The organism is Cytobacillus sp. FSL R7-0696 (assembly GCF_038006865.1).
GTDB classification, from domain to species: Bacteria; Bacillota; Bacilli; order Bacillales; family Cytobacillaceae; genus Cytobacillus; species Cytobacillus kochii.
This window is the reverse complement of record NZ_JBBOWA010000001.1, coordinates 1,829,919-1,856,527: the sequence shown is the minus strand read 5'-3', so window position 1 is coordinate 1,856,527 and position 26,609 is coordinate 1,829,919. Positions and strand designations below refer to the sequence as shown.

Genomic DNA, 26,609 nt, shown 5'->3' with positions numbered 1-26,609 from the left:
TTCATCAATGATTTATTGATAACTGAAGAGGAAAAATGACGAAAAGGGTTTGTATGGAAAACGCAAGTGAGCTAAAGGGCTGTGCTCACAATAGTTACATTTATTCTGTCAGGTTGTGTGGGTAATTCGCCTATGTGCACAGTAGTCTCTCCGTTTTCGCGGTTTATGCGGACAATTCGTCATACCCACACTTTGCACAATCATAAATACGCTACTCTGGAACTTGTAACTAATGACAATCATTTATCAAGGTTCTTCTGATTTTCAACTATTTATCATGCGTCTGCGCAATCGGACAGGCTTACCAGATTTCCCACCAATCAATAACCATTCATAAACACAAAAAAGAAAAACCTGAACATTCCACACTTCAGCTGTGATGTTCAGGTTTCTCTCTCATCTATTAATTATGAATCGCTTTATTTTGATCTAAACCGAGCGCTCGGTCAGTCGTTTGATTTACTTTTTGGAGTAACTCCGGATTTTCTGATAAAGAAAGGCCGTAAGATGGTACCATCTCTTTAATTTTTGGCTCCCAATCTTTTATGTTTTCTGGGAAGCAGCGCTCAATGATATCCAGCATAACTGGAACAGCTGTCGATGCCCCTGGTGATGCGCCTAATAAAGCAGCTATTGAACCGTCGCCTGCCGTTACCACTTCAGTACCAAATTGGAGCGTACCTTTTCCGCCTTCTTCTGTATCTTTAATCACTTGCACACGTTGACCAGCAATGACTAATTCCCAGTCTTCACTTTTTGCATTTGGAACGAATTCACGTAATTGTTCCATGCGCTTTTCTTTTGACTGTAGCACTTGCTCAATTAGATATTTTGTTAAGCCCATTTCCTTCACACCAGCTGATAACATGGTTAACACATTGCTTGGCTTTACAGAAGTGATTAAATCAAACATGGAACCATTTTTTAAAAACTTTGGTGAGAAGCCGGCGAATGGACCGAATAATAATGATTTTTTGTTATTAATGTATCTTGTATCCAAATGCGGCACAGACATTGGTGGTGCACCCACAGGCGCTTTACCATAAACTTTCGCATGATGCTGTTCCACGATCTCTTGGTTTGTACAAGACATAAAGATTCCACTTACAGGGAACCCGCCAATGCCTTTCCCTTCAGGAATACCTGATTTTTGTAGTAAGTGTAAGCTACCGCCTCCACAACCGATAAAGACAAAGTCTGCTTTATGGTTTTCCAGGTTTCCACCTGCATGGTCACGTACTTTCACTTCCCAGCCGCCATCTCTTGTGCGTTTTAAATCATCTACACTATGCTGATAGTGCATTTCCACACCTTGAGACTCTAGTTGTTGGAATAATAAACGTGTAAGAGCACCGAAGTTTACATCTGTACCTGAATCGATTTTTGTTGCGGCAATCGCATCAGTAGTTGCACGGTTTTCCATAATTAATGGAATCCATTTTTTTAATGTTTCATGATCTGTCGCATACTCCATACTAGCAAATAGTGGATTGCTAGACATTGCTTCATGACGTCTTTTCAAAAACTCTACATTTTTTTGTCCTTGCACTAAACTCATATGTGGCAAAGGCATAATGAACTCTTGTGGTCTTCTAATTAATTGACTATCAACTAGATAAGCCCAAAATTGTTTAGAAACTTGGAACTGCTCGTTAATATTGATGGCTTTCTTAATATCAACAGAACCATCTGGATTTTCTTTCGTATAGTTAAGCTCACATAATGCAGCATGACCTGTACCTGCATTGTTCCACTCATTTGAACTTTCTTCCCCTGTTTTATCCAATTTCTCAAACACTTTGATTTTCCAGTCTGGAACTAATTCTTTTAAGAGCGAACCTAAAGTCGCGCTCATAATCCCAGCACCAATTAAAATCACTTCTTTGGTTTCCCCGTTGCTCATTTTTTACCATCCTTATACCGTGAAATTTGCAGAGAAAATAAGACAATAGTCTAACCTACACCAAAAACGCTTCTCTACCCTTCCAGTTGTTGGTCGATGTAGGCAAACGTTTACATTGTGCAGGCACCTTCTCTTTAATATGCGCTAAATTAAATGTCATCAATCTTTGCAAAATATATATTTCTCAATACTAATTATACTATAAAATTGGCAATTATCCATCATAGAAGAAATTCTTCTCCCTCTATAATAGTATAAATCCTATTTATATTATATAAAATTTTTTGATATTTGACTGAAAAAAATAATGGAAAACAGATAAAAGTTGGAAAGTTCCGCGCATTTTTTCTTAGTGGGTATTCTTTTATTTGCTTTTAACGGATATTTTGCTGTTTTATTCAACTTTACCATTCTTATTATTTATTATTCCAAAATACTTAAAAGCCCCCGAAAAAAATTTTCAGGGACCTATCTTTACGCATTTATTTTTTCTATTACTTCTGAAGGAATATCACTTTCTTTTACTTCATCGTAAGACGTGACTTCATTACTATCATCAAGATAAAGCATTAAGTAGGCACCCTCTCGCAAAGCTCTAGAAGAAGAGAATTCTACTGCGATTGCTTTGCCCTCTTTATTATAAGCTGAAAGCTCATACCAATACCTTTTCATCACTTCTCCTGATTCTAATGTTTCTTCTTCTACTCTCGGCTCTTCATTTAATTGAACATACGCGTTCTCTTTGCCTAAACGATTAAAATCCATATTCATTAATAGAATAACTGCCACAATAAAAACGATGACAATTCCCCCGATAACCCCAGTTGTCTTCTTCATTTATCTCTCCCCTAACATTGAAAATATCGTTTTTTGAAAGCTTCTTATCGTTAAGAAATAATAGATGAAATAGATTATTGTATATGCTAGCATCCATATTACTACTGGTATAAGCAGATTCATCATTAGCAAATTAGAAAATGCAACTAAGGCGATCGCTCCATGCATTAATCCAAGTAGTAATGGTGCCGTAAAGATCATTCCCACCTGATGTCTAATCGTTCGTTTCATTTCTTTTTGTGACACACCAATTTTGTATAACACTTGATATTTCCCTTTATCTTCTTCTGCTTCAGTCATCATCTTAAAGAAAATGATGCTACCCGTAGCGACTAAGAATACGAGTCCAAGAAAGCTTCCAACAAATAGCATAGAGCCTGAAGCTTCAATGGAATCTTTATATTGTTGTGTGGCACTTGAAAATTGTTCTGTAGAAGAAGCTAAATCATCAGATAGTGCTTGCTGCTTTTTATAATCTTCCACTTGAACTGCCTGGTAGGTCACCTGAGGGCTGTCAATTTGTTCAAAAAAAGCATCTGTTACAACTAATAATTTACCTCCCATTGTGAAGGTATTAACAACGGATCGATCCTCGTAAGCAATTACGTTTAATGTTTGCTTATTAAGCTTAACCTCATCTACTTTCGTCGACCAACGCTCATCATAATACGTATCCAGGATAAATGCCTCTTCCTGATTAATGGTAGGGAGGCCCTCCCACCCTTGTTGTGTAGCCAATTGCTTGAAGGTTGAATAATCCATTACTTGGTAGTCAATTTCCATGTCACCTTCAGCTATACGGACAGTTTTACTTTTGATTTCCTCTTCATACACAACAATGTCTTGTGTAATTTTCTGTGGCTCGCCCTCCCACATAAATGTAATAGGCGTATAGGTCTCTATTTCTTTGTCCGCATTATAATAAAGCCCAAATACCGCACCACCAGCAGTAATTGTTGTTGCACTTAAAGTTGCAATTACTGTTAGTGTTCGTGCATTCCCACGAATGCGGTGCAATAGCTGTGACGTTGTCCATAGATTTAAGCCTTTCCAAGCCCAGTTCTTTTGATTTTTTAATTTCGATAAAATATAGACAAGTACACTATTAAAAATCAGATACGTTCCTAACACAGTTAATCCAATAATCACTAATGGCATAGCTACACTAAGTAAGCGCCATACTTCTGAAGTCATCAAATCTTGCAACGCCAACCAATAAGCACCTGCTAATGATGCCACACCTAATACAGCCGAGATAAGACGTGCTTTCGGCAATTCCTCGCCTTTCTTTTCTGCGTGAAATAAATCAATTAACTTAAAACGATAAATAACACGATAACCTTGTAATGACGTAAATAAAAACAGAATCATAAAGACGATGACTGTATTAACAACTGCACTTGGTGAAAATGCTAGACTGCTCATTACTTCAAGCCCCATTAATTTTAATAAAACCATTAAGAGGAGTTGTGATAGTAAGAAGCCCAAGCCAACACCAATAATTAAGGCAATTACGCCAATAACGATATTCTCGAAAAAAAGCATAAAACCGATGGAGCGTTTACGTACCCCAAGTAAGGAATAAAGCGCTACTTCCTGCTTCCTTTTTTTCATAAAAAAAGAGTTCGAATAAAGGATAAACACAGCAACAAAAATAATCAGGACAAATGCAGATGCACTCATAATACTACTGACTTGCTTTGAGACTGCTGCCAAAGCAGTGATGTCTTCACTATATTTCAACGTGACAAAAGTAAAATAAATGATAATAGAGAAAATCATCGAGCCGATGTACAGCCCATAACTCTTCACATTTCGACGAATATTTTTGATCGCTAAATCAAATAGCGTCATTATCGTCACCGCCTAGTTGTGCCAATTCCGCTAAGATCATTTGGAAAAACTCTTTCCTGGTATGTGAACCACGATAAATTTCCTTTGATAATTGGCCATCTTTAATAAAAAGAATTCTTCGGCAAAAACTAGCAGCATAAGCATCATGCGTAACCATCATAATCGTTGTTTCATGCTTTTCATTTAATTGGCTCATGCTTTCTAGTAAATCTGTTGCTGACTTTGAATCCAAAGCACCAGTCGGTTCATCAGCAAAAATCAATTTAGGATTCGAAATCAGTGCACGACAAGCTGCCGTTCTTTGTTTCTGACCTCCAGATATTTGATAAGGATATTTATCCAATAAAGGAGCAATCCCGAATGTATGCGCTAATGTCTCTACTTTTTCAGCCATTTCCTTTGCTGATTTTTTAGCAATCGCAAGTGGCAAGACAATATTTTCGCGAACAGTTAATGAATCGAGTAGATTGTAGTCTTGAAAAATAAAACCTAAATGATCACGGCGAAAATCCGCTAACTTCTCTTCTTTCATTTTGGCAATATTGTCTTCTTCAATATAAATATCACCGTTTGTCGGAGAGTCAATTGTTGCCAATACATTTAGTAAGGTAGACTTCCCAGCTCCTGATGGCCCCATAACGCCTACAAATTCCCCATGGCTAATGTCAAATGATATATTCTGAAGCGCATGAAATGTGTTTGCACCTTTTCCGTATATTTTTTCTACCTTTTTTACAACTAATAATGATTCCATATATTAAGCACCTCTTTCTTATGTCTCTACTTTACCTCCCCATCCTTACACTAAATTCACTTCTACCTTACAAAATCCTTAAATTGTATATAATAATCGTTAAACACTGTTAAGATAAGGCTAATAGATAGATGAAAGGAAGGAATCAATGTGGAACAGCCTCGTATTCTAATCGTTGATGATGAACAAGATTTATGTCAGCTCATGCAAACTTCTCTAAAAAAAGAAGGATTTCAATCCATACAAACAGCAGGAACAGTTAAGAATGGTTGGGAACAATTCCAGGCTTTCTCCCCACATTTAGCGATTCTCGATGTGATGCTTCCTGACGGTGAGGGCTACGATTTATGTAAAAAAATCCGTGAAGTCTCAAGAATTCCAATTTTATTCCTATCCGCCAAAACAGATGAAGTCGATAAGATATTAGGATTGGCAATTGGCGGAGATGACTATATTACAAAACCATTCAGCCCAAAAGAAGTTGCTTATCGTGTGAAAGCGCAACTCCGACGTGCTGGCAGCTATTCACAACAGATATCTGAACAAGCAATGATAGAAACAACGATGATGACTGCCGGTCCTTTTGCCTTAAATAAAGAACAAACAGAAGTGTACAAGCAGGATCAACGCATAGAACTAACTGCTAAGGAAGTTGGGTTAATGGCTTGTTTTATCCGAAACCCAAATCGAATACTTAGTAAGGAAACATTGTTTCAAACCGTGTGGGGTGAAGACTTCTACGGAGCAGATAATACATTAATGGTTCATATCCGCAGATTACGTGAGAAAATAGAAGATAATCCATCCAAACCGACCTTCATTACGACGGTTAAAGGGCTCGGGTATCGACTGAATGTAAAATAGGTGAGGACAAATGAAATGGAAATTAACTGGTAGGTATTTATTCTCAATTTTAAGCATCGTTTTCATCGTCATCATTGTTAATACAATGGTTTTAATTGGTTTGCTTATTTATCAGCAACAACAAGGCATTGATCAAGTAGAAAGTGGTTCAGCCGAACGATTTACCCGTTCTTTTTCTAACTATTTAACATTAGAAGATGAACAACCAACTCTTTCAGCTGAAGGAGTAGAAGCGCTAGAATCATTCGGTGCGTGGCTGCAAATTTTAAATCAAAATGGAGAGGTGATTTCCTCTAAATTTGCACCAGATGGAGTTGCAAATCATTATAGCCCTGTAGAACTTGTACATAAATATAAGTATATGGACGATCATTTTAATACGTATTTCCTCGGGGAATTCGAAGAATATAGTTACATCATAGGTGTCCCCCAAAGTAAAGAGGAGCGCGTTACTTTCATGATGGATACCACTTCAGTCATTACGTACGTCTTCAAAGCAATCATTGCCATAACGATTGTTGATTTGATTATCGCAGCTATTGTTGGGCTACTCTTTAGCACAATACTGACCAAGCCTGTTCATTATATGATTGAACGCATTTCTCAACTTAAAGCACGAAATTTCGCTGTTCAAAAGACGAAACGAGCAGGTATTTATAAACCTGTGTTTGCCAATCTGAATGAAGTTTCCACTACCCTTCAAGCGCATGAGGAAGAACGTAAAAAACTCGAAAATATGCGCAACGAATGGATAAGTAATGTTTCCCATGATTTAAAAACACCACTTGCCTCCATTCGCGGCTATGCCGAGTTATTAAATGAGGAGCAAGTTTCCCACGCGGAGAGGCAGGAATACTCAGAAGTCATTGAGCGGCAATCTCTTTATATGAAAGAATTACTAGATGACTTTAACCTTACACTGCGATTACGCAACCAAGAATTACCTTTGCACATACAAGAGATAAAGGCAGAACGATTTACGCGGGAAATGGTTATTGACATTCTGAATGATCCTCGTTATGACGGCTATCATATCAGTTTTGAAAGTGATGATCCGGCACTCATTTGGTCCATCGACCAGCATTTAATGAAACGAGCTCTATTGAATTTTATTCACAATGCCCTTCTGCATAATGCATCAGACGTTGAGGTTCATATTCGTCTAGAAGCTGGAAAACTAATCATTGAGGATAACGGAAACGGTATCGCTTCCGACGACTTAGAGCAAATTTTTGACCGATACTACCGTGGCACTAATACAAAAGCACAAGGTACTGGGCTTGGAATGGCGATTGCGAGAGATATCATTACAGCGCACGGTGGCACCGTTTATCTGACTAGTGAACAGCATCAAGGTACAAAGATTGTTATTGCATTAAAAAAGCAAATGTAACGAGTTAATACACCCCTCCTAGACTTATAAAAAGGGGTGTATCTCTGTTATGAAGAATGATAAGAAGGAATGAAGTATGTTCTCTTTACAGAATATTCTAAATTAAAATTGACTACCTCATAGCATGTCTCTATAATTAACGTGAAATCAGTCTTACCATTTAACTACGAAAGAGAAGGTGACAAGAAATGTCTTTTCAACCTAAAATGACATTTATTAATTTACCTGTGAAAGACTTAAAGAAGTCAATGGACTTTTTTAAACAAATTGGGTTTACTTTCAACGACGATTTCACTAACGATGACGCCGCGTGTATGGTCATCAATGAACATACTTTTTCCATGCTGATGACAGAGGGACAGTTTAAAAACTTTACCGCCAAAAACATCATTGATTCCAATGACCAAATTGAGGTCATTACATCCTTTGCTGCTGAAAGTAGAAACCAAGTCAATGAAATCATTAAAAAGGCGTTAGATGCTGGTGGTAGATTGGCATCTGAAGCAAAAGACTTTGGATTTATGTATCAAATGGGCTTTCAAGATCTTGATGGACATACGTGGGAAGTCATATATATGGATAGTCAAACGACAAGATAAAGGAGGCAATTATTTTGACCCTATCACTAGGACAAATCATGTTATACGTCAACGACCAACAAACAAGCTTGCAATTTTGGATAGAAAAAATCGGCTTCAAACTGATTGCGGAAAATGACGAAGGAGAATTTAAATGGTATGAGGTTGCTTCGTCCGAACAAACAGAAACAACGATTGTCCTTCAAGATAAACAAACCGTGGCAAAGATGAGCCCGGAATTAAACCTTGGAACACCCTCTCTAATGTTTTATACAAAGGACATTGAAAAGCTCTACCAAACATACAAGAATAAAGAAATCACAGTAGGAGAGCTCGTTGAAATGCCTTTTGGTAAAGTATTCAACTTTGCCGATAACGAAGAGAATTATTTTGCGGTGATGGAGAAGAACTAGGTTAGCAAAACACATGGGCTGTATGTTCGTGTGTTTTTTTGTGGTAGGTGATTGACTGTTACTTCTGTTTCACTGCTGATTCAAGCAATTTTTGCTACTGACGCGGGTTTTTGACTCGTTTTTTGCTTAATCCTATCTGTTTTTTCTACTGACTCCGTTTTTTGATTCGTTTCTTGCTTAATCCTATCTGTTTTTTCTACTGACTCCGTTTTTTGACGCGTTTCCTGCTTAATCCTATCTGTTTTTTCTACTGACTCCGTTTTTTGACACATTTCTTGCTTAATCCTATCAGGTTTTCCTACTGTCACCGATTTTTGACGCGTTTCTTGCTTAATCCTATCTGTTTTTTCTACTGACTCCGTTTTTTGACGCGTTTCCTGCTTAATCCTATCAGGTTTTTCTACTGACACTGATTTTTGACACGTTTCCTGAATAATCCTATCAGGTTTTCCTACTGTCACCGTTTTTGACGCGTTTCCTGCCTAATCCTATCAGGTTTTCCTACTGTCACCGATTTTTGACGCGTTTCCTGCTTAATCCAATCAGGTTTTCCTACTGTCACCGATTTTTGACGCGTTTCTTGCTTAATCCAACCAGGTTTTCCTACTGTCACCGATTTTTGACGCGTTTCCTGCTTAATCCTATCAGGTTTTCCTACTGACTCCGTTTTTTGACACGTTTCCTGCCTAATCCTATCAGGTTTTCCTACCGACTACGTTTTTTGACGCGTTTCCTGCTTAATCCAACCAGTTTTCCCTACTGCTTCCGTTTTTTGACCCGTTCGGTTTCTCGCCGTATCCGATCAATTTTTGCAAGCCCCACAAAAATCCCCATAAACATGCGTAAAAAAAGCAAGGGACATTCCCCCGCTTCTTTTACGTCCCGCAATATGTTTGATAATTATCATCCTGTACCGGTACCTCTTTATACTTCTCCTGCTCTGCCGTATGTGCATATGGATGAGCGAGCACCGCTAATAGCTCCTCAAATAAATGATAATCCCCTTTGTTCACCGCTGCAGTTAATGCTTTTTCAACATAATAATTTCGTGGAATAACAGCTGGGTTATGATTTTTCATTAACTGTTCCACTTCCGCTTCTGAAGCTTCCTGTCTCTTTAACCGCTCTTGCCAACGAGCTATCCACTCTTTGAACGCTGGCTGATCTAATGTTCGAAAGGTCAGGGCGATGAATGTGTTCGTATAATCCGCCCCCTGCTCCTTCATGATTTCGAGTAAATCGTGAATAAGAGCCTTATCTGATTCTTCTGCTGTAAACAGACCGAGTTTGGCCCTCATTTCTCCGGTCCACTTCTGAATATAGATACGATTGTATTCGCCGATTTCCTCTTGCGCAATTTTCACCGCTTCCTCGGTTTCATCATGTAATAAGGGAATCAGTGACTCTGCGAAGCGCGCCAAGTTCCAACCCGCCATATAAGGTTGGTTCCCATATGCATAACGACCTTGAACATCAATGGAGCTGAATACCGTTGCTGGGTCATACGTATCCATAAAGGCACATGGTCCATAATCAATCGTTTCTCCAGAGATCGTCATATTATCCGTGTTCATGACACCATGAATAAAACCGACCGCTTGCCACTTAGCTATCAAACCCGCCTGAACTGCGATCACTTTACGCAACAATGCCACGTATGGATGGTCTTCTTTTAAAAGCTCAGGATAATGACGCTCAATGGTATAATCAGCTAACGCCTGCAATTCTTCCGGTTTCGTGAAGGTAGCTGCAAATTGAAAAGTGCCTACACGAATGTGACTCGCCGCAACTCGTGTCAAAATGGCCCCTGGTAATAAAGTTTCGCGTGCAATATCATCACCCGTTTCGACTACCGCTAAGCTCCTCGTTGTTGGAATGCCCAAACCATGCATCGCTTCACTGATGAGATACTCCCTCAACATCGGTCCAAGCGCCGCACGGCCATCCCCACCGCGAGAATACGGTGTTCTACCGGCACCTTTTAACTGAATATCAACGAGATCACCGTTTACCATCACCTGTTCACCTAAAAGAATGGCGCGCCCATCACCTAGGCGATTAAAATGACCAAACTGATGACCTGCATAGCTTTGTGCAATCGGCTCACTGCCCTCTGGCAATTGGTTTCCGGCTAACACCTTCATGCCCTCATCACTCTGTAACCACTCTTTGTTAATCCCTAAACTTTCGGCTACTTCTTTATTCCATTGCACCATCTCGGGATCACTTGCTCGCTGTGGTTTTGTTTCTGTAAAAAGACCGGGAGACAGCTTCTTATAACTATTTTGCAAATTCCAGCCTGACACATGTCTTTCTGGCATTCTTATCGCCTCTCCTTTTGTATCATATTTGTTTTATTATATCTCTTCTTTTATGAAAATAAAAAAATAGCTAACCTCTTTTACTTCCTGTAACTTTAACTACTAAGAATATAAAGATCTTCGTTATCCCTTTTTGCAAATGAAAATTTCTTTAAAAAATGGATAGACGAAGCGTTCTTAGGATGAACACTCGCATAAATAGTAGAAATATTTAATTTTTTATTTGCAAATGTTAGAAGTAAGGTGATTGCGTCTGTCGCATAACCTTTTCCCCAATATTGCCTGTCTAATCCATACATGAGGTAGTATCTTTCATTGACATCGTCAAAAGTAAAACCTGCATAGCCCAAATAATCATTATTTTTCCTAGAATAAATGGATAATTCCCAATTACCGTTTTCACCAAAGGTCTGACATTGCACAGCATATAATAACTCTCTTTCGACATAACTTATTTGAGGAATGCCTCCCGTAAACTTTCGTGCATCCTTATCATTAAGCATTTTCCAAACATAAGGAAATTCTTTCAATTGGGGACTTGCTAAATAAATATGACTACCTACGAGTTTCATCATTCACATCTCCTCTACCTCTGTCAAATATACCATATGAGAAAAATGAATATATCGATAAATTTTTATTGTTTTTCAATAAATAACCTTGTATCCTATATATGAAATAATTTTATTATGGAGGGTTACAATGTCTTTAATATTATTTGTTGGTTCACTCATCATGTTAGTTATTATATTCTTTAAAAACCCCATCCTCTCTCAACTTGGCAAAGGGAATCCATTCGTGCATCTTTTAAAAAAGACGCCATGGTTCCAGTCACATTGGCGAGCTGGAATTCTCCTATTTTTCATGAATACAGCCCTATTTTCTACTACCATTCTTGCTCTTTATATTGTGGGCTATTTTGTCATTCCCTATGTTCACTTAATTTTTATGGTTTTAGCCGTATGCACAAGCATCTATTTATGGGTGTCAGTAAATAAAGCCTGGCAGGGCTCAAAAGGGGATAGATTAAAGTTAGCCACTATTGGAAGTAGTTTCTACATGGGATTAACCGTTTTATTTACTTTTTTGTACATCACTCTTGAGCCATCCTATCAAGGAGAGGATATTTTCATGCAGGCTATGGGGTTATTTCTAGCTATAATCGTTACAACAACTGCATGGATTACTTGTTTTTTCATTACGGGGTTCTACCAACAAAACATGGAAAAGATACGTTAAGAAATTTTCACATAAATATAGCAGCAAAATGGATGAGGACCTTGGACAAGCAATATTTTTAAACATAAAATCAATAAATAGTAGCTTGAGTGATACTCCCGTTTTGACATAATCGGAGTTAGATGTTTATTATGCTAAGGCAAAGTCCTTAAATCTATGTCTACGTTAAGGAGTGTAGAATATGAACAAGAAGTTAAAGCTGTATTTTATGGGATATTATATATTTTTCCCTTTAGTATTTATAATTAGTTTCTTTATTTGGATGTATCTGGTTAAACAAAATCATTTATGGACTGTATTATCAGATGGTACATCTATCATCGGATTGTATTATATGATTACAAGTATCGTTTTTGTATTTTACTTTAAGAATAAAAATTGAAACGAAATGGTCAAAAAATCATACTGTGTGGTTAAGAATAAGTCAGAAGCATTGCGTTTACTGGCTTGTTCTTTTGAGGTTTTCTTCGAAAAAAATTCCTCAACAGCCACAATGAAATAAAGTTGAACTTGCTTCTGGTTTAGCCTGTATAAACGCGGGTAAATAGAGACAAACACCCCTAAAGGAGGTAAGATTTATGGCAATTGGAGAAAGATTTAAAACAGGTCAACGTTCCACTGCTCATGCTTACTACGAATGGGATGGTTATACAGATGGGACACGTACACCTAGTCCAACCAGCGAGGAAAAGAAAATCCAACTAGAAACCGAAGAAGTTTTCCCACCGATTAGCTCTTGTGACAAAGGTGCTTTTTGGCGAAAAACATCATACGCATAACGGAACGCCAATCTCGCTTATTGCTGGGTTGGCGTTATTATTAGCTTTTCTTTCTCTTCTGAAATTTATAGAGCCTCTCTTCTAAAGCTGTATAAACCTCTCTCGGCATCTCCACCAACTCTACATCCTCTCCAAGAAAGAGCAACCAACTGGCTATTTCCTCTAGTTGATCTCGTTTCTCCATGGTGACATATATTTTTGCTATAGCTGTTGTTTGATAGGGGTCTGTATAGGTAAGCGCCACATTGAAAGGATGATACTTTTTATATTGAGCAATGGCTTTTGGTCCAAGTTTCATGACGATATTGTCTTTCACATGATGTTCAGCCATCTTTTTTAGCATGCTGTTTCTGCTAAATCTTTTTTTCGTATGAAAGACGTTCACTTCGGTCAAATGATCGACTGCTATCAGTCTTTTCTTTTCTTCGCTTATATCAAAGCCTTCCACCCACCAGATGTTTTTCTCACGGTAAAGGTGCATAAGATAAATAGGATAGTCCACATCTTTAATAGAAAGGGTCATATAACGGTCTGTTAGTATCAATTGAATCAGTTTTTCTAACATCGGATGAGGTAAATCGGATAGTTCTAAGAGTTCAGGATTATGAGGGTTCGTTCCTTCAAATAAGAGAATCTTATTTAAAAGCACGAGATCATCTTGTTGCGCTTCTGAAATCAGACCGAGTAATTTTTCAGCTAACGATTGGCGACTCTTTAAATAAGGTAATTGCAAGTTTCTCGTTGCCATAAAGGCTATAAATAGTGCTTTTAACTCGTTATCAGTGAAGCGAACAGAGGGAAGTACAGCGTTTTTCATGACAGCATAACCACCGTCTCTTCCCACTTCCGCAACAAGAGGCACACCCATACTTTCGATCTCGCGTATATCTCGTATCGCTGTTGACCGAGAGATTTGAAATTCCTGCATGATTTCAGAAATCGTAAAATGGGCACGATTATTAATGTATCGCATCATGACATTAATTCTTTCAACCTTTTTCATCTCAGTCTCCTAAACAGTGTCATTTTTTGACATGATTTAAAGTTATTATAAACTCATCAAATGAAAACACCAATCATTTGGTCAAATTTCAAGAAAGAAGGACGATAAAAATGGCTAATTACTCATTACAAGAAAAAGAAGGTTTCGTCGTATTAGGCTTTGGAATTGAAATTGTAGCGGACTATAGAGACCAAGAAAGCATCAATCAACAAAAAAGCGATTTCTGGGAAACTGTGAAAAAGGATGGCACACTTGAGCAGCTTAAATCCGTGGCAGACAATAATTATATTTTCGCAGTCAACGAAGCGGTCAATAACAAAATGATGCATTATGCAGGCGTGATGACAGAAAAGACATTACCTGATGCAACGAGAATTATCCAATTTCCTAAAGGACCCTACCTCGTTGTCGAAGGGAAAGCTGACTCCGCTCAAGAATTAAGTAATCAACTAACAGCTGTGGCCTTTGGTCAAGCATTAGTAGAAATGACTGACTATGCCTATGTTGGTGGACCAAACACAACAGTGGAAATGAGTGAGGACAACGGTACAGTATACGGTGAAATGTGGATTCCTGTTGTTAAAAAATAATAGGTATGGTGATCCCACTTTTAAAGTGGGATCACTTTCGTTTATATGCAACTAGCTAAAAGCGCAATTCCCTCTTCAATTTCCTCAATGGATAGTCCACCAAACCCAAGCATGATGTACCTTTGGCTGTCGCTAATTGAATATAGCCAAAAACGTGAAGGGGTGTAAACTTTTACACCTTTTTTTAACCCTTTTTCAATCACTTGTGGTGCTGCCTGCCCTTGTAATTCTAGGAGGATATGTAAGCCCGATTTTTCCCCAATAATTTTTACTTTATTGCCTAAATGTTGCTCAATACTATTTAATAGTGTTTGATGTTTTCTCTGATATGTTTTTCTCATTCTCCGAATATGCCGTTCAAAATCACCTGCATGCATAAACTTAGCCATAGCTACTTGTATCATTGGTGAAACTGGCTGATTATAATCAGGAAACATCTGTCCGTACTGCTTCATTAATGAAGGTGGAAAAACGATAAAGCTCATGCGCATGGAAGGGAGAAATGATTTTGAAAAAGTTCCTAAGTAGATGACTTTTTCTTCTTCATCTAGCGATTTGAGCGAGGGGATAGGCTGACCTTGATAACGAAACTCCCCGTCATAATCATCCTCGATAATATAACCAGCTGATTGATAAGCCCAGTTAAGCATTTGCGTTCTTTTACCGACTGGAAGAATCATCCCAAACGGAAATTGGTGGGAAGGGGTCACATAAACGGCTTTTGCCTTACTTTTCTGTAGATGATAGATAGATAAACCATCTTTCTCAAGCGGCACAGGGACCATCTCACAGCCTTGATCAACAAAAACGGTACGCACCCCACTATAGCCTGGCTCTTCTATCGCCACCTCTTTTCCCTGCAATTTCAAAAGTCGACAAATGATCTCTACTGCTGATTGTGTGCCACTCGTAATCAAAATCTGCTCTGGTCTCGTATGAACTCCTCTTGATTGCAATAAATAGGTGGCAATCTCTTGCCGTAATAACCACTCTCCTTGCTTGTCGCTATACTGAGATAACGTTTGTCCTTCCTCTTCGATGGCATGAGAGAGAGATTTTTTCCAACTTTTAAAAGGGAATTTTTCTACATCGATGTTCCCATATTCAAAGTCAATCATCGTCTTAGATGATGACTTCCTTTCAATTATTGCTGGTGATGCCTCTTCTGAAGATTGCGAGAGTCGTTCCTCTATTTCTGCCACCCAAATCCCACTGCGAGGTATACTCTCAAGATATCCTTCTGCTTGTAACTGCTGATACGCTGCGTCCACAGTATTTCTACTAATCTGCAAGTGATGGGTCAGTTGCCTAATCGATGGCACCTTTGTCCCCGGCAATAGCCGTCCCTCTTCAATTTCTGTCTTCATCCAATGATAAAGCTGACTATAAAGTGGTATCGTTTTTTCCCTGTGAATAAATGGTGTGATTTCCATCCCACATAACCCCCAACTGTCCCTAAGAAACTTTCCCTTTCTGGCACTTTTCTTAAATACAGATTTTTCTTACGATTATTTTAACATTTACAAAGAAGGATGGGATGGAAATGTCATATGAAATTCGCAATCAAAAATTAGCGTGCACAGATCAGGCCCTAATTGAACAACTAATCAGTAATACACGTACAGGCTATCTGGGATTAACTGATGGTGATCATCCTTACGTCGTTCCGTTAAACTATACCTGGATGAACGGATCGCTCTATTTTCACGGTGCTGCTGCCGGCAGAAAAATTGAAATAATCCGCGAGAACCCTCATTGCTGTTTCACCATCGCAGAAGATTACGGTACAATGGTTAGCCCGATTCCGGCGAAAACGGACACTGCCTATATGAGCGTTATGCTTTTCGGGCAACTTCAAGCCGTAACCGACATAACAGAAGCCACCGCCGCTATGCAAGGCATGCTCGATAAATACGTCCCCGGATACTACGATAAAAAACTGGCTCAAACTCATGTGGAAAAATACCAATCTTCTTTAGGGAGTTATACGCTGGTTTTTAAATTGACACCATCTGAGGTGACGGCGAAGGAGAATAAAATGGTGGAGGAGGCTCGGTTTTATCCTGGGAGAAGGGTATGAAAAGAGGAGAGGGCTTTCCCCCCTCCTAATCTATTAAAATTGAACTTGTAGATTTACATCATCAATATCATAGGCATTGTTAAGAAGCGCTTCGTCAAACCACCGAGACTTACTCTACTCATTTTTCCGTCTCCGAAATAAAAGAGTTGCTGCTATATAGGAGAGCACTAACAACCCACTAAACCAAAGGATCGTTAACCAAAGATTATAATCAATTGGTGTACCAATTAACAGCCCTCTTAGTACCTCAATTAATGGGGTCATTGGTTGATGTTTGGAAAAGGCATCTAGCCATGCAGGCATTGTATTTGTTGGGACAAAGGCACTACTTAAATAGGGTAGGAATAACATTGGGAAAGTGAATGCACCAGCTGTTTCAACATTTTTCGTTAGTAAACCTAAGACGACAAATAACCAGTTAATCGAAATCATGTAGAGCGTTAATATCCCTAAAACGCCAAGCCACTCTAACAACCCAGCCTCTGGACGAAAGCCAATCAGAAGAGCTACGATAAAAACTGCTAATGTAGCAATCATATTACGAAGATATCCTCCAACAACATGGCCTACTAATAAAGAAGAAGGTTGAAGGGGCATACTGCGAAATCGCTCGAATAAGCCTCCACTCATATCCTTTGTCACGCTAACGGATATTAAAGAACTGCCAAACCCTGCACAAGTAATTATAACCCCTGGAACAACGTAATTTACATAATCAGTCCCTGTTTGGATTGCCCCACCAAAGACATAGACAAATAGCAACATGATGGAAACCGGTAAGGCAATTGCCATTAATAATGATTCCACATCACGAAAAATATGCATAAGACTTCGCTTTGACATCGTTAAACCGTCTCTTAATGCCCATATCCACTTTGCATCACCCATTTACTAACACCTCCACTTTATTATGCTCCGTCATTTTAATAAAAACATCATCCAGTGTAGGCTGTCGTATAACAATCGCGTCTGGTTCAATTCCTTTTACATATAGATCATTCAGCAACTCTCTTAGTTGTCTCACTGAGCGTATAGGTATCGAAATCTTTCTCGCTTCCTCATCTACTTCACCTGACATATAATTCTGTGCTTCATGGTACCCACTTGTATCGGCAAAGGTTAACTCTAATGTCTCCTCTCCAATGACTTCCTTTAGTTCTTCGGCCGTTCCTTCTTTGATGATTTTCCCTTCAGCAATAATAGCAATCTTATCTGCCAGCTGATCAGCCTCTTCTAAATATTGTGTCGTTAGAAAAATTGTCACGCCTTGATTGGCAAGTAATTTAATCATATCCCACATCTTTCGTCGGCTACGTGGGTCCAAACCAGTTGTCGGTTCATCCAAAAATATCACTTCTGGTGCAGCAAGCAGACTGATAGCAATATCAAGTCTACGCCGCATCCCTCCAGAGTAAGTTTTTACTTTCTTACGAGCTGCTTTCGTGAGCTCAAAGGTCTCCAGCAGTTCTGCTGTCCTTTTCGCTATAAGTTCTTTATCTAGGTGATTGAGCCTGCCCATCATCGCTAAGTTCTCTTCACCTGTTAATAACTCGTCTACCGCTGCATACTGTCCAGTTAAACTTATCTTCCGTCTCACATGATTAGCTTCGGTTTTCGTATCATAACCAGCAATCATTGCTACCCCGTCATCTGCTTGAATTAATGTTGATAAAATGCGAACCGTCGTTGTTTTACCAGCCCCATTTTCACCTAATAACGCAAAAATAGAACCACGCCTTACATCAAAACTCAAACCATCTAGTACTTGCTGATTACGATAGGCTTTTTTTAGATTTCGAACAGAAATAACTGTCTCGTTCATACAATACCTCCTAATGATTGACTTAATCAGTCAATATTTAATTAAAAAATAATATGGGCAATTTATTCAAGGAATAGTTTATATGTTAATTTTATTATTGATTGATTCATTCAGTCAATAATACTAGATGCCTAATCATTTTGTCAATTTATTCCCTATTCCTTTGATAAATTCATTCCCCCTTTTATTTTTATAACCATTTCTCAAAATACATGTCAAAAAAAATAAAAATCCTGAATTTCAGGATTTTTTCTCTCTTTAATGCCTTACGCTTTTTTATTTGCTTATCTTGAGGTAATCATACGCAATAGAATAGATACCTTCTCATCAATGTTATCCTTCCACCAATCAGGGTCGTCTGCCATAATACCTGAGATGACCGTTAAGAATAATCCAACTAATTCTTCAGGGTCCCCTGCCATGATTTCTCCTAATTGCTGTCCCTCGATAAAGATAGGGAGAAAGAATTCAATATACATTTGCCCAATATTTTTATATACAGCAAGGATATGCTGAGGTACATTTTCACTATGTTCTAAATGTTGAATCACACGAAAAACATGATTTGATCCTGAAGTCAGTGCAAAGGTAGTAAATTTATGTATCTTTTGAACGGGCGTTCGTTCTTCTTGTTTCAGTTTTTCTAAGAATGCTTGAGACTCTCCTAATGCAACTGACCATTCTAAACTCTCAAATAGTACCTCTTCTTTTGATTGGAAATAATGATAAACAAGACCATGGCTAATTCCTGCCTCTTTGGCAATCATGCTAATTTTCGTCAACTTAATTCCATTCTCCGCAAATACCTTCATAGCGGCTTTCATAATTTGCTCTTTACGTTCTTCCCGTATCGACTCTAACTGTGCATCATTAAAACGAGGCATGATCCAAACTCCTCCATCGTAAACCTTCTTACCTCTATCATAACAGATTGTGTGAGAGAGAAGAAATGGATAATAAAGACCCCACCCTAATACTGTTTCAGAAATAAATCACTTAATTATATACATATGGGGTGTATTCTAAAGAGAGGGGAAGAATCCGACTGATTCTTCCCCTCTCTATCTTCATTTCCTCGCCACATGGACTTTCAATTGCTTTCCTTTGACAGTTGTATGCTTCATTGTTTCCAACACAAGCGGACCTTTATCATTTAGAATTTCTACATAGGATGCCGTATCTTGGATAGTAATAATCCCTATGTCATCGGCGGTGACACCGTCTATTTTAGCGATGGTTCCAACGAAGTCGACTGCTCTAAGTTTCTTTTTCTTACCGCCATTGAAATAGAGTTTCATGATCTGTTTATTTAACTTTTCGCTTTTCGCCTCTTTTAATGGTGGTTCGCTGTTCAGCTTTTCTAAAAATGCCGGCCTCGCCGCTGACACTGCCGCTTTCGAAGGCGCTTCAGATGCTGGGATTTGGAAGCCAATATATGCTTCTATTTCTTTAAGAAATTTATCTTCACGCGGTGTCACAAAGGTAATCGCCTTACCGTGATGTCCTGCTCTCCCTGTTCTTCCTGTCCGGTGCACATAGCTTTCCTTCTCAAACGGAATATCATAATTAAAAACGTGCGTGATTTGATCAATATCAATTCCTCTTGCCGCGACATCCGTTGCAACTAAGTAACGAAATTCGCCCCTGCGGAAGTCTTCCATTACTTCTAAACGATCGTATTGCTCCATACCTCCATGAATCATATCACAATCGTACCCTTTATCGGTTAACTCGTCACAAAGTGTGTCAACGCGCTCCTTCGTTCGACAGAAAATAATCGCACTATCTGGATTTTCAATAGTTGCCACATCCGCTAACAATGACAACTTCTCGTTTTCTGATACCGTATAAAGACTATGTTCAATTTGCTTTGTGGTCAGCCCGCTAGCTTTGACCTCAATATCTATAGGGGTTTTCATATAATCAAGTGATAACGTTCTTACGCGGTCAGGTAGCGTAGCTGAGAAAAGATACGTATTCCGCTGTTTCGGCATCTCGTCAATAATCGCTTCAACTTGTTCGATAAAGCCCATATTAAGCATTTCGTCGGCTTCATCAATGACTAAATATTTCACTTCATCGAGCGCGAGCGTACCCTTTTCAATATGATCAAGCACACGCCCAGGCGTACCAACGACAACATGTACTTTCTGCTTTAACTCATTCTTTTGGATATGAAACGGTTGTTTACCAACGACTGCTGCGGCCTTAATCCGTTTAAAACGGCCAACATTGATGATATCTTCTTTCACCTGTACCGCTAGTTCCCTTGTTGGTGTCAAGACAATCGCCTGCGGCTTATTTTCCTGCCAATCGACTAACTCACAAATCGGAATAGCGTAAGAAGCCGTTTTCCCGCTCCCTGTTTGTGATTTCACCACAAGGTCAATCTTCTCAAGTATTAACGGTATCACCTTTGCTTGGACTTCTGTTGGTGTATGATAATCTAAACTATCCAACGCTTTTATCATCTCATTGCTTAATGGATAATCTGAAAAACTCTTTTTGGTCATGTGAAAACCTCATTTTTTTCTTATTATTCTCGTTCATAAACTTCTATTATACAGTATCCAAATACGAAAGAGAAAACCGGTCTGTTCATACACATAATCCAACCCTCGAAACGCGATCACTTTATTGAATCATGCCCTGGTGTTTAGCTGATGTCAGCCATGATGGGAACTCATCTAATAACCGATTATATAATTCATCATCTGTAACCTTATCTAAATCATCCAATGCGAAGAAACCGGCATTATCAATGACTCTTCCAGGTAATTGATCCATCTTTTGTAGTACACCATAATTGGCATTGCCAATGCCGACGAATTGCCAAAATAAGTTTTCCTTGGAACAATCAATAAGGATTTTTGATATCTTATGATCCAAATAAATGCCGCCATCACTAAAAAAGATAATGTATGTAGGTAAATCACTGCGAGGGTCTTCCTTTACATATTTCTTAATGACATCTTTCATCACCACAGGCTCGTTATTTCCTACTCCTAGCCCACTAAATATTTTGGGGTAAGCTTAAAATGGTAAGATATGGAAAAATTTATTTTATAGGCTCCTACTTCATAAGAGTCCTTCAATGGATACATAAAAGGAAAATAAAAATACAACAATGAGAAATACGCCCATTCCCTTCTCTTCTTTCTTAAATGCTTCGATCCCCAAAGCCAACATAGTAAGACTTAAGAATAAAATCATGATACCCACAAACGTAAAATCTTCGGTCACTACTCCATATGTAGCAAATAAGAGAGTAACTACAGATAAGACATAACGAATTATTTTTAACAAAATCAACCCACCTTTCTTACATAAACAAATTGGGTCCTTTAGTTTCCTTGTTTTGTGACACTCTTAATCTATCATACTTCTCTTTTGCGTTTATGTTAGTATCAAATTCAGTAAACACCTTATGTAGAACGATAAGAAAAACGGAGAATTTAATAAAAAATAGCAGAAACGTTTGTGATTATTCCTTAAAATAAGTATAGTTAGTACTTAACGAATCATTTAAAAAGGATGTGGCAATATGCGCCTTAATAAATATATTAGTGAATCAGGAAAGGCTTCTAGAAGAGGAGCGGATAAATTAATTGCTGACGGGAGAGTCACCATTAATGGGAAACGTGCTGCGATTGGTACTCAAGTCGAACCAGGCGATGACGTTCGTGTAGACGGTAATCAAATCCGTGTAGCCAGAAATAATGTTTATATTGCGCTCAATAAACCTGTAGGGATTACGAGCACAACCGAAAAGGGTGTCAAAGGGAATATCGTTGACCTCGTGAATCACCCATTACGCATATTTAATATCGGCCGTTTAGATAAAGACTCAGAGGGCTTAATCTTAATGACCAATGACGGTGATATCGTGAATGAGATCTTACGTGCGGAAAACCAGCATGAAAAAGAATATATCGTTTCTGTCGATAAACCAATCACGCCTGAATTCGTGAAGCAGATGTCAGAAGGTGTGAAAATCTTAGGGACCACTACCCTACCTTGTAAAATCGTCCCCTTATCCAAATTTGATTTTCAAATCACATTAACACAAGGTCTCAACCGCCAAATTCGCCGCATGTGTGCTGAATTCGGCTACGACGTATTACGTTTACAAAGGATCCGCATCATGAATATCAACTTAGGTTCCCTCCCGCCTGGACAATGGCGCGATTTGTCTAAGAAAGAGAAGAATCAATTGTTTAGAGAGTTGAATTATGAGCCTAAGGAATGGTAAAAAAGGGAATCTAGGCTGACCTAGATTCCCTTTTTATTTCCCAAACCGCTTACGATACCCACATTTCCTACACAATTCCTCGACAGCCTCTCTTCGCGAAAAACCATCAACGAGATTCTTTGCTCGATCCATTTCAATAATCTCCGAAAAAGAATTTTCATTAATATTGCCGAGATTGATGATACCCTCCCCATCTAAACAGCATGGAATCACGGTACCATTGGCTAAGATGCCCGCTTGATTACGCATGCCGTAACAGAAGCCTTTGCCATCATCCTCTTCTTCATGAAGAGCGGGCCACTGAAATTCATAATCTTGATTAATATAAATGCGATCAGCAATTTTCACACCGCTACCAGGTACGACCTTTTCTTCAATGCGATAATCCAAGTTAAATTCTTTTTCAATGATTTCTAGCACTTCTCTATTTCGTTTTTTCTCCAAATTCGTCGCATTATCCTGCGTCAAGTTCCATAGCCTTAGTGACACAATCAGCTCCGATTGACTCGTCGCTTCCTTAATAAACGAAAGAATACTCTTTACATATCCTTCTTTATCCTCCGAACCTATATGGCCATCAAAACTGTGAAGTGAGAAATTCATCTGCCTTAGAGCCGGCTTGTTCAATAACTTCTCCCTCTTCTTATTAATGAGCGTCCCATTGGTTGTAATATTGACCTTAAAGCCTTTTTCGTGACTGATATCAAGCAACTGCCCAATTTTCGGATGAAGCAGCGGCTCACCCTTTACATGCAAATAAATATAATCCGTATGCGGCTTAATCTGATCCAACCGCTTCGCAAAATCTTCCAAAGAAATAAACTGCTTCGCCCGTTCTGTCGGCGGACAAAAACTACAAGCCAAATTACAAACACTCGTAATCTCCAAATAAAACTTCTTGAACTTTTTCAACTTCTCTTCCTCGATTCTTTACCTACTTCAAACAATTTGCACTACTATACTAATTAAAGCAGATATATCGTGGGATGGGTATAGGGAGTTTTTGGCCTACTACTACAAATAGGTATTGATTAGCTCGTAACACCTTTCTTCAGTAAGATTGGCTAGCACCGATACATATTCTAGCTGTTCCTGTGTTCCACCTTCAAACTTTAATGACGCATTTTTTGCCGTATCATCTCTATCATTAAGCCAATTTCGTTGTTCTTCTCTTAGATGGGCCATCTCTTCTGTTGAAAGTTCCTCCTCTAACACCTGATAAACTTCATTCAACAACGCATCCCAAGTATCATATCGATCACCCTCTACTTTTTTCATTGCATAAGTGGATGCATCCGCTGGTTTTACTTCTTCCAACTCTTTTTTCGTACGATTGAACTCTTTTATATAGGTTTCTTTTAAAGAATTCTCATTATGAGTGATTGGAGGCTGTTCCTTTTCGCTTTGGGTAGGGACTTGTTTTATTTGTTCCGTATCCAACTGTTTATTTGTGTCATTACCAGTAGTTCCACAAGCCGAAATCATAAGCAATAATAAAAGCCATACGGTGGTAATAAAAATCCTCTGATTATTCATACAATCTCCCCTCGTTCCTCTATTCCATATCTCCTATTTTTGCATAAAAAGGGTAATTTTTCACCTATCAATCTGTAAATATCTAACTTTCTTCGCTACAATAAAAGGAAGACCTTTTTGGAGGGAGTAAACAAAAATGGTTCCTATCTCTAAGATTTCTCTTTGGTGCCTGGGAATAATCATCATGTTGGGTGGATGTTCTAATCCAACTGACACGAGTGAGACAAATGCTTCTGATGACGCCTTAGTAAGTGTGGCGGAATACAACGGTGAAGGCTATGCCTTACCATACGGAAAAGAAACCGATCAGATTGCCGAAGATCATCGAGAACAAATTGAAAAGGCCGCAGTCGCACTTTTTCAAGAAAACTACCAAACCGAAGTCGTAGTGCACAATGTAGTCGGAGCATTAGATGCCGCCACGGTCTTTGTGGAATCGGTGGGTGAACCTCATTTTCATACATACGCTGTTGTACCAATTGATGAAAAAGAAAAGAAAGTAATGACCGAGCATATTTCAGCCGATGCCTTTCAAGTAGAAAACGCTATGAAGGGCGGGTTATATCATATGATTTTTAGCAATGAGTTCAAGAAGCTTGATGATTACTTTGAGTCATTGGTTGCAGAAGGAAAAGTGGTTGGTAAAACAGAAGCAGCGCTTGGGAATGTTGGTGGACATGGCTTTATGACGCCTTATTATTTTATTTCTACTGACCCTGATGATGCCGCCATCAAACCCGTGTATGACCTTTATTTACAAAACCCTGATTCGAATATTGAAACGCTAAGAGATGCGTATGAGGAAAGCTTATTTGATAAAGAAAACTTCCAAATTAATATCCAATTGTTTATGAAAGAGCAACAAGCAGAACCTAGTGAAGAGATTTTTACACAAGTGATAAGTGACCTCGAGGAAATGAACAATATTCCTAAAGGAACTTATAGCCTTTATTTAAATGATCATTTCATTCATGCGGAATCTGGTGAAGGCGCTAAGGAGAATTCTTTGAAGCGGGCGTTTCCGGATTATATTGTAAGGGATTAGAAAAGAGGGGATATCTGCCCCTCTACGACTCTAACTGTTTACTTACCGTTGATTTAATAATTCTAACCCGTTCACTTATACGATCATACCTAAGAAACTCGTCATTATCAGGTGAAACCCCTGAAATTTTGAAGACACCTACAAATCGATAACTATTAAAGCCGAGATTATTTTTGTATTTTGCAAATACTGCTCTTTCTCGGCCAACATTCATTTCTTCCATATAATTTTTTGTTCTTTCTTTGGCGATGGCAACGTCCTGGTGAGATTCATCTATGTAAGTCCAATCTTCTGCCAATAGATTTAACCAACCGCTGGCAACTGATTTTGTATCCCCGTTTTCTACGATGGAGAGTTTCGGACACCATAACCAGGTTTTATCTATCACTCGAAAATAGCTCAATTGATACCTCTTAGCATTCTTACCGAATACAGTATTGGCGATATCTTTTATGTCCTTGAATTGCACATTATCGTGAATAGAGAGATATTCTTTTTGTTTTAATTCGCTTAATTCTTCTTCATATGTCATCCAATTCAATGTCGTTTTCACTACCGCCGCTTTATTTTTAATAATAGATACGACCTCGTGGATTCTAGCATTTATCTCATCTATAGATTTCGTCGCATCCATTCTATACACTTGAAAATCCTCAATGGATTCCTCATAAACCGCCGAAATAATATCATCCATACGTAAATTGTCTTCTGTATGATTATTTAGATGATAGGCTTCGTCTACTTCTATCCCTATCTTTAATTGGGGAAAATAAAGGTCCATCAAAGCATATCGGCCATTTTGCCGCTTCACATACTGTTGGCTTACCGGCTTAATATTCATATTGTCTAACTTATGCCAAATTGCCGTTAAAATATAGTTTTCATAGTCTTTTCTTTTTGTTCTTGAGAAAGTTTTTATTAGGTAGTCGCGTTTGTTCATGTCGGTACCCCTCTTTTCTGTCTTTAACTACTATTCCAAAAATATCTTTTAAGAACAGCATCAACTAATCCTGAGTATAGAAATTGTTAGTTATAGGTGTTCCTCAAAAAAATGATACTAATTCTATCCATCTATTTCATTGAATTTAAAACTTTAATACCCAGCACTTTCACCCCTAAGTAGAATGCGTAGTTTTTATAACAAAAGGGCTATTCATTTTCCATATATCAATAACCAAACATCCACACTTCTGTTTTAGGGGGAAAGATTGAATCATAATATGATTATTCCAAAGAGGTGGGACATAACTACAGGACACAACTATAAAACCGAAAGGTGATTTGATAAACAATTAAAACAAAGAAAATCAGAGCTAACTCGAAATCCGAATGAAGATTCTCGATTA

Annotated in this window: 29 protein-coding genes; 10 read left to right on the top strand and 19 right to left on the bottom strand. The window is 38.4% G+C overall.

All coding sequences use genetic code 11. The features are described 5' to 3' along the window. Window positions 1–403: 403 nt before the first annotated feature. The 4 genes from MKX29_RS09710 to MKX29_RS09695 form a co-directional block, all read right to left on the bottom strand. The gene (locus MKX29_RS09710; RefSeq protein WP_224936923.1) at window positions 404–1,903 is read right to left on the bottom strand and encodes a malate:quinone oxidoreductase; all 1,500 of its coding nucleotides are present in this window, start codon (window positions 1,901–1,903) and stop codon (window positions 404–406) included. Between the two features lie 474 nt (window positions 1,904–2,377). Beyond that, window positions 2,378–2,740, bottom strand: coding sequence for a YxeA family protein (locus MKX29_RS09705; protein WP_224936924.1), 363 nt, complete (start codon window positions 2,738–2,740; stop codon window positions 2,378–2,380). After that, window positions 2,741–4,594 (bottom strand): ABC transporter permease, encoded by a 1,854-nt coding sequence (locus MKX29_RS09700; RefSeq protein WP_341105239.1) that lies wholly within the window; start codon window positions 4,592–4,594, stop codon window positions 2,741–2,743. Next, window positions 4,581–5,348 carry an ABC transporter ATP-binding protein gene (locus tag MKX29_RS09695; RefSeq protein ID WP_341105237.1) on the bottom strand — a complete coding sequence of 256 codons (768 nt, stop codon included), beginning with the start codon at window positions 5,346–5,348 and terminating at the stop codon, window positions 4,581–4,583. The genes MKX29_RS09700 and MKX29_RS09695 overlap by 14 nt, the downstream gene beginning before the upstream one ends. A 150-nt stretch (window positions 5,349–5,498) precedes the next feature. Between MKX29_RS09695 and MKX29_RS09690 the strand changes: the two genes are divergently transcribed. The 4 genes from MKX29_RS09690 (at window position 5,499) to MKX29_RS09675 (ending at window position 8,596) form a co-directional block, all read left to right on the top strand. Next, window positions 5,499–6,212 carry a response regulator transcription factor gene (locus MKX29_RS09690; protein ID WP_224936927.1) on the top strand — a complete coding sequence of 238 codons (714 nt, stop codon included), beginning with the start codon at window positions 5,499–5,501 and terminating at the stop codon, window positions 6,210–6,212. 10 nt (window positions 6,213–6,222) lie between these two features. Beyond that, the gene (locus tag MKX29_RS09685; RefSeq protein WP_341105234.1) at window positions 6,223–7,605 is read left to right on the top strand and encodes a sensor histidine kinase; all 1,383 of its coding nucleotides are present in this window, start codon (window positions 6,223–6,225) and stop codon (window positions 7,603–7,605) included. Window positions 7,606–7,793: 188 nt separating this feature from the next. After that, the gene (locus MKX29_RS09680) at window positions 7,794–8,204 is read left to right on the top strand and encodes a VOC family protein (protein ID WP_224936929.1); all 411 of its coding nucleotides are present in this window, start codon (window positions 7,794–7,796) and stop codon (window positions 8,202–8,204) included. A 14-nt stretch (window positions 8,205–8,218) separates the two neighbouring features. Beyond that, window positions 8,219–8,596 (top strand): VOC family protein, encoded by a 378-nt coding sequence (locus tag MKX29_RS09675; RefSeq protein ID WP_341105231.1) that lies wholly within the window; start codon window positions 8,219–8,221, stop codon window positions 8,594–8,596. An 80-nt stretch (window positions 8,597–8,676) separates the two neighbouring features. Here MKX29_RS09675 and MKX29_RS09670 read toward each other — a convergent pair whose 3' ends face one another. The 4 genes from MKX29_RS09670 to MKX29_RS09655 form a co-directional block, all read right to left on the bottom strand. Beyond that, entirely contained in the window at window positions 8,677–9,057 is a 381-nt protein-coding gene (locus MKX29_RS09670) for a hypothetical protein (protein WP_341105228.1), read from the bottom strand. Further along, complete coding sequence (locus tag MKX29_RS09665; protein WP_341105227.1) at window positions 9,054–9,209, bottom strand: hypothetical protein; 156 nt, start codon at window positions 9,207–9,209, stop codon at window positions 9,054–9,056. Before MKX29_RS09665 ends, MKX29_RS09670 begins: the two co-directional genes overlap by 4 nt. A gap of 262 nt (window positions 9,210–9,471) precedes the next feature. Next, entirely contained in the window at window positions 9,472–10,917 is a 1,446-nt protein-coding gene (locus MKX29_RS09660) for a protein adenylyltransferase SelO (protein WP_341105225.1), read from the bottom strand. A gap of 95 nt (window positions 10,918–11,012) precedes the next feature. Continuing rightward, complete coding sequence (locus tag MKX29_RS09655) at window positions 11,013–11,492, bottom strand: GNAT family N-acetyltransferase (protein ID WP_341105223.1); 480 nt, start codon at window positions 11,490–11,492, stop codon at window positions 11,013–11,015. Between the two features lie 127 nt (window positions 11,493–11,619). Here MKX29_RS09655 and MKX29_RS09650 point away from each other — a divergent pair, with 127 nt between their 5' ends. Both MKX29_RS09650 and MKX29_RS09645 read left to right on the top strand, forming a co-directional pair. Further along, a complete protein-coding gene (locus MKX29_RS09650) occupies window positions 11,620–12,156 on the top strand; it encodes a hypothetical protein (RefSeq protein WP_341105221.1) in 537 nt (178 codons plus the stop codon). Window positions 12,157–12,734: 578 nt separating this feature from the next. Then, window positions 12,735–12,935, top strand: a complete 201-nt coding sequence (locus tag MKX29_RS09645) for a YjzC family protein (protein WP_341105219.1) — start codon at window positions 12,735–12,737, stop codon at window positions 12,933–12,935. A 40-nt stretch (window positions 12,936–12,975) separates the two neighbouring features. On the opposite strand, the gene MKX29_RS09640 is transcribed toward MKX29_RS09645, so the two are convergent. Further along, on the bottom strand, window positions 12,976–13,938 hold the full coding sequence (locus MKX29_RS09640; protein ID WP_328198312.1) for a helix-turn-helix transcriptional regulator: 963 nt from the start codon (window positions 13,936–13,938) through the stop codon (window positions 12,976–12,978). A 110-nt stretch (window positions 13,939–14,048) separates the two neighbouring features. Between MKX29_RS09640 and MKX29_RS09635 the strand changes: the two genes are divergently transcribed. Beyond that, window positions 14,049–14,528: a GyrI-like domain-containing protein gene (locus MKX29_RS09635; RefSeq protein ID WP_095371390.1), complete on the top strand. Its 480-nt coding sequence runs from the start codon at window positions 14,049–14,051 to the stop codon at window positions 14,526–14,528. Between the two features lie 41 nt (window positions 14,529–14,569). Here the strand turns inward: MKX29_RS09635 and pdxR are convergent, their stop codons facing one another. Beyond that, window positions 14,570–15,961 carry a MocR-like pyridoxine biosynthesis transcription factor PdxR gene (pdxR, locus tag MKX29_RS09630; protein ID WP_341105217.1) on the bottom strand — a complete coding sequence of 464 codons (1,392 nt, stop codon included), beginning with the start codon at window positions 15,959–15,961 and terminating at the stop codon, window positions 14,570–14,572. A gap of 110 nt (window positions 15,962–16,071) precedes the next feature. Between pdxR and MKX29_RS09625 the strand changes: the two genes are divergently transcribed. Further along, window positions 16,072–16,608 (top strand): pyridoxamine 5'-phosphate oxidase family protein, encoded by a 537-nt coding sequence (locus MKX29_RS09625; RefSeq protein ID WP_224936953.1) that lies wholly within the window; start codon window positions 16,072–16,074, stop codon window positions 16,606–16,608. Between the two features lie 114 nt (window positions 16,609–16,722). On the opposite strand, the gene MKX29_RS09620 is transcribed toward MKX29_RS09625, so the two are convergent. The 6 genes from MKX29_RS09620 to MKX29_RS09595 all read right to left on the bottom strand — a co-directional run bounded on the left by MKX29_RS09620 (window position 16,723) and on the right by MKX29_RS09595 (window position 21,736). Beyond that, the gene (locus MKX29_RS09620) at window positions 16,723–17,496 is read right to left on the bottom strand and encodes an ABC transporter permease (RefSeq protein ID WP_224936954.1); all 774 of its coding nucleotides are present in this window, start codon (window positions 17,494–17,496) and stop codon (window positions 16,723–16,725) included. Next, window positions 17,489–18,430 carry an ATP-binding cassette domain-containing protein gene (locus MKX29_RS09615; protein WP_224936955.1) on the bottom strand — a complete coding sequence of 314 codons (942 nt, stop codon included), beginning with the start codon at window positions 18,428–18,430 and terminating at the stop codon, window positions 17,489–17,491. The genes MKX29_RS09620 and MKX29_RS09615 overlap by 8 nt, the downstream gene beginning before the upstream one ends. Window positions 18,431–18,714: 284 nt before the next feature. Continuing rightward, window positions 18,715–19,314: a TetR/AcrR family transcriptional regulator gene (locus tag MKX29_RS09610; protein ID WP_224936956.1), complete on the bottom strand. Its 600-nt coding sequence runs from the start codon at window positions 19,312–19,314 to the stop codon at window positions 18,715–18,717. A 183-nt stretch (window positions 19,315–19,497) separates the two neighbouring features. Next, window positions 19,498–20,943, bottom strand: a complete 1,446-nt coding sequence (locus tag MKX29_RS09605) for a DEAD/DEAH box helicase (protein WP_224936957.1) — start codon at window positions 20,941–20,943, stop codon at window positions 19,498–19,500. 121 nt (window positions 20,944–21,064) lie between these two features. Next, window positions 21,065–21,451 carry a VWA domain-containing protein gene (locus MKX29_RS09600; RefSeq protein WP_224937013.1) on the bottom strand — a complete coding sequence of 129 codons (387 nt, stop codon included), beginning with the start codon at window positions 21,449–21,451 and terminating at the stop codon, window positions 21,065–21,067. Between the two features lie 57 nt (window positions 21,452–21,508). After that, window positions 21,509–21,736 carry a DUF3953 domain-containing protein gene (locus tag MKX29_RS09595; RefSeq protein ID WP_341105212.1) on the bottom strand — a complete coding sequence of 76 codons (228 nt, stop codon included), beginning with the start codon at window positions 21,734–21,736 and terminating at the stop codon, window positions 21,509–21,511. A 238-nt stretch (window positions 21,737–21,974) separates the two neighbouring features. Here MKX29_RS09595 and rluF point away from each other — a divergent pair, with 238 nt between their 5' ends. Continuing rightward, window positions 21,975–22,682, top strand: a complete 708-nt coding sequence (rluF, locus tag MKX29_RS09590; RefSeq protein ID WP_095371384.1) for a 23S rRNA pseudouridine(2604) synthase RluF — start codon at window positions 21,975–21,977, stop codon at window positions 22,680–22,682. A gap of 33 nt (window positions 22,683–22,715) precedes the next feature. Here rluF and MKX29_RS09585 read toward each other — a convergent pair whose 3' ends face one another. After that, window positions 22,716–23,594, bottom strand: a complete 879-nt coding sequence (locus tag MKX29_RS09585; protein WP_095371383.1) for a radical SAM/SPASM domain-containing protein — start codon at window positions 23,592–23,594, stop codon at window positions 22,716–22,718. A gap of 102 nt (window positions 23,595–23,696) precedes the next feature. Next, window positions 23,697–24,218 carry a lysozyme inhibitor LprI family protein gene (locus MKX29_RS09580; RefSeq protein ID WP_251162441.1) on the bottom strand — a complete coding sequence of 174 codons (522 nt, stop codon included), beginning with the start codon at window positions 24,216–24,218 and terminating at the stop codon, window positions 23,697–23,699. A gap of 184 nt (window positions 24,219–24,402) precedes the next feature. Between MKX29_RS09580 and MKX29_RS09575 the strand changes: the two genes are divergently transcribed. Further along, window positions 24,403–25,263, top strand: a complete 861-nt coding sequence (locus MKX29_RS09575) for a DUF1672 family protein (RefSeq protein WP_341105209.1) — start codon at window positions 24,403–24,405, stop codon at window positions 25,261–25,263. Between the two features lie 22 nt (window positions 25,264–25,285). Here the strand turns inward: MKX29_RS09575 and MKX29_RS09570 are convergent, their stop codons facing one another. Next, entirely contained in the window at window positions 25,286–26,203 is a 918-nt protein-coding gene (locus MKX29_RS09570; RefSeq protein ID WP_341105207.1) for an AbaSI family restriction endonuclease, read from the bottom strand. Window positions 26,204–26,609: the final 406 nt, after the last annotated feature.

Coding starts and splice junctions, on each gene's coding strand:
- MKX29_RS09655 (WP_341105223.1), bottom strand. CDS start 11,492: ATGATGAAACTCGTAGGTAGTCATATTTATTTAGCAAGTCCCCAATTG.
- MKX29_RS09605 (WP_224936957.1), bottom strand. CDS start 20,943: ATGACCAAAAAGAGTTTTTCAGATTATCCATTAAGCAATGAGATGATA.
- MKX29_RS09625 (WP_224936953.1), top strand. CDS start 16,072: ATGTCATATGAAATTCGCAATCAAAAATTAGCGTGCACAGATCAGGCC.
- MKX29_RS09660 (WP_341105225.1), bottom strand. CDS start 10,917: ATGCCAGAAAGACATGTGTCAGGCTGGAATTTGCAAAATAGTTATAAG.
- MKX29_RS09685 (WP_341105234.1), top strand. CDS start 6,223: ATGAAATGGAAATTAACTGGTAGGTATTTATTCTCAATTTTAAGCATC.
- MKX29_RS09580 (WP_251162441.1), bottom strand. CDS start 24,218: ATGAATAATCAGAGGATTTTTATTACCACCGTATGGCTTTTATTATTG.
- MKX29_RS09650 (WP_341105221.1), top strand. CDS start 11,620: ATGTCTTTAATATTATTTGTTGGTTCACTCATCATGTTAGTTATTATA.
- MKX29_RS09695 (WP_341105237.1), bottom strand. CDS start 5,348: ATGGAATCATTATTAGTTGTAAAAAAGGTAGAAAAAATATACGGAAAA.
- MKX29_RS09620 (WP_224936954.1), bottom strand. CDS start 17,496: ATGGGTGATGCAAAGTGGATATGGGCATTAAGAGACGGTTTAACGATG.
- MKX29_RS09635 (WP_095371390.1), top strand. CDS start 14,049: ATGGCTAATTACTCATTACAAGAAAAAGAAGGTTTCGTCGTATTAGGC.
- pdxR (WP_341105217.1), bottom strand. CDS start 15,961: ATGGAAATCACACCATTTATTCACAGGGAAAAAACGATACCACTTTAT.
- MKX29_RS09570 (WP_341105207.1), bottom strand. CDS start 26,203: ATGAACAAACGCGACTACCTAATAAAAACTTTCTCAAGAACAAAAAGA.
- MKX29_RS09700 (WP_341105239.1), bottom strand. CDS start 4,594: ATGACGCTATTTGATTTAGCGATCAAAAATATTCGTCGAAATGTGAAG.
- rluF (WP_095371384.1), top strand. CDS start 21,975: ATGCGCCTTAATAAATATATTAGTGAATCAGGAAAGGCTTCTAGAAGA.
- MKX29_RS09705 (WP_224936924.1), bottom strand. CDS start 2,740: ATGAAGAAGACAACTGGGGTTATCGGGGGAATTGTCATCGTTTTTATT.
- MKX29_RS09575 (WP_341105209.1), top strand. CDS start 24,403: ATGTTGGGTGGATGTTCTAATCCAACTGACACGAGTGAGACAAATGCT.
- MKX29_RS09640 (WP_328198312.1), bottom strand. CDS start 13,938: ATGAAAAAGGTTGAAAGAATTAATGTCATGATGCGATACATTAATAAT.
- MKX29_RS09610 (WP_224936956.1), bottom strand. CDS start 19,314: ATGCCTCGTTTTAATGATGCACAGTTAGAGTCGATACGGGAAGAACGT.
- MKX29_RS09615 (WP_224936955.1), bottom strand. CDS start 18,430: ATGAACGAGACAGTTATTTCTGTTCGAAATCTAAAAAAAGCCTATCGT.
- MKX29_RS09710 (WP_224936923.1), bottom strand. CDS start 1,903: ATGAGCAACGGGGAAACCAAAGAAGTGATTTTAATTGGTGCTGGGATT.
- MKX29_RS09645 (WP_341105219.1), top strand. CDS start 12,735: ATGGCAATTGGAGAAAGATTTAAAACAGGTCAACGTTCCACTGCTCAT.
- MKX29_RS09680 (WP_224936929.1), top strand. CDS start 7,794: ATGTCTTTTCAACCTAAAATGACATTTATTAATTTACCTGTGAAAGAC.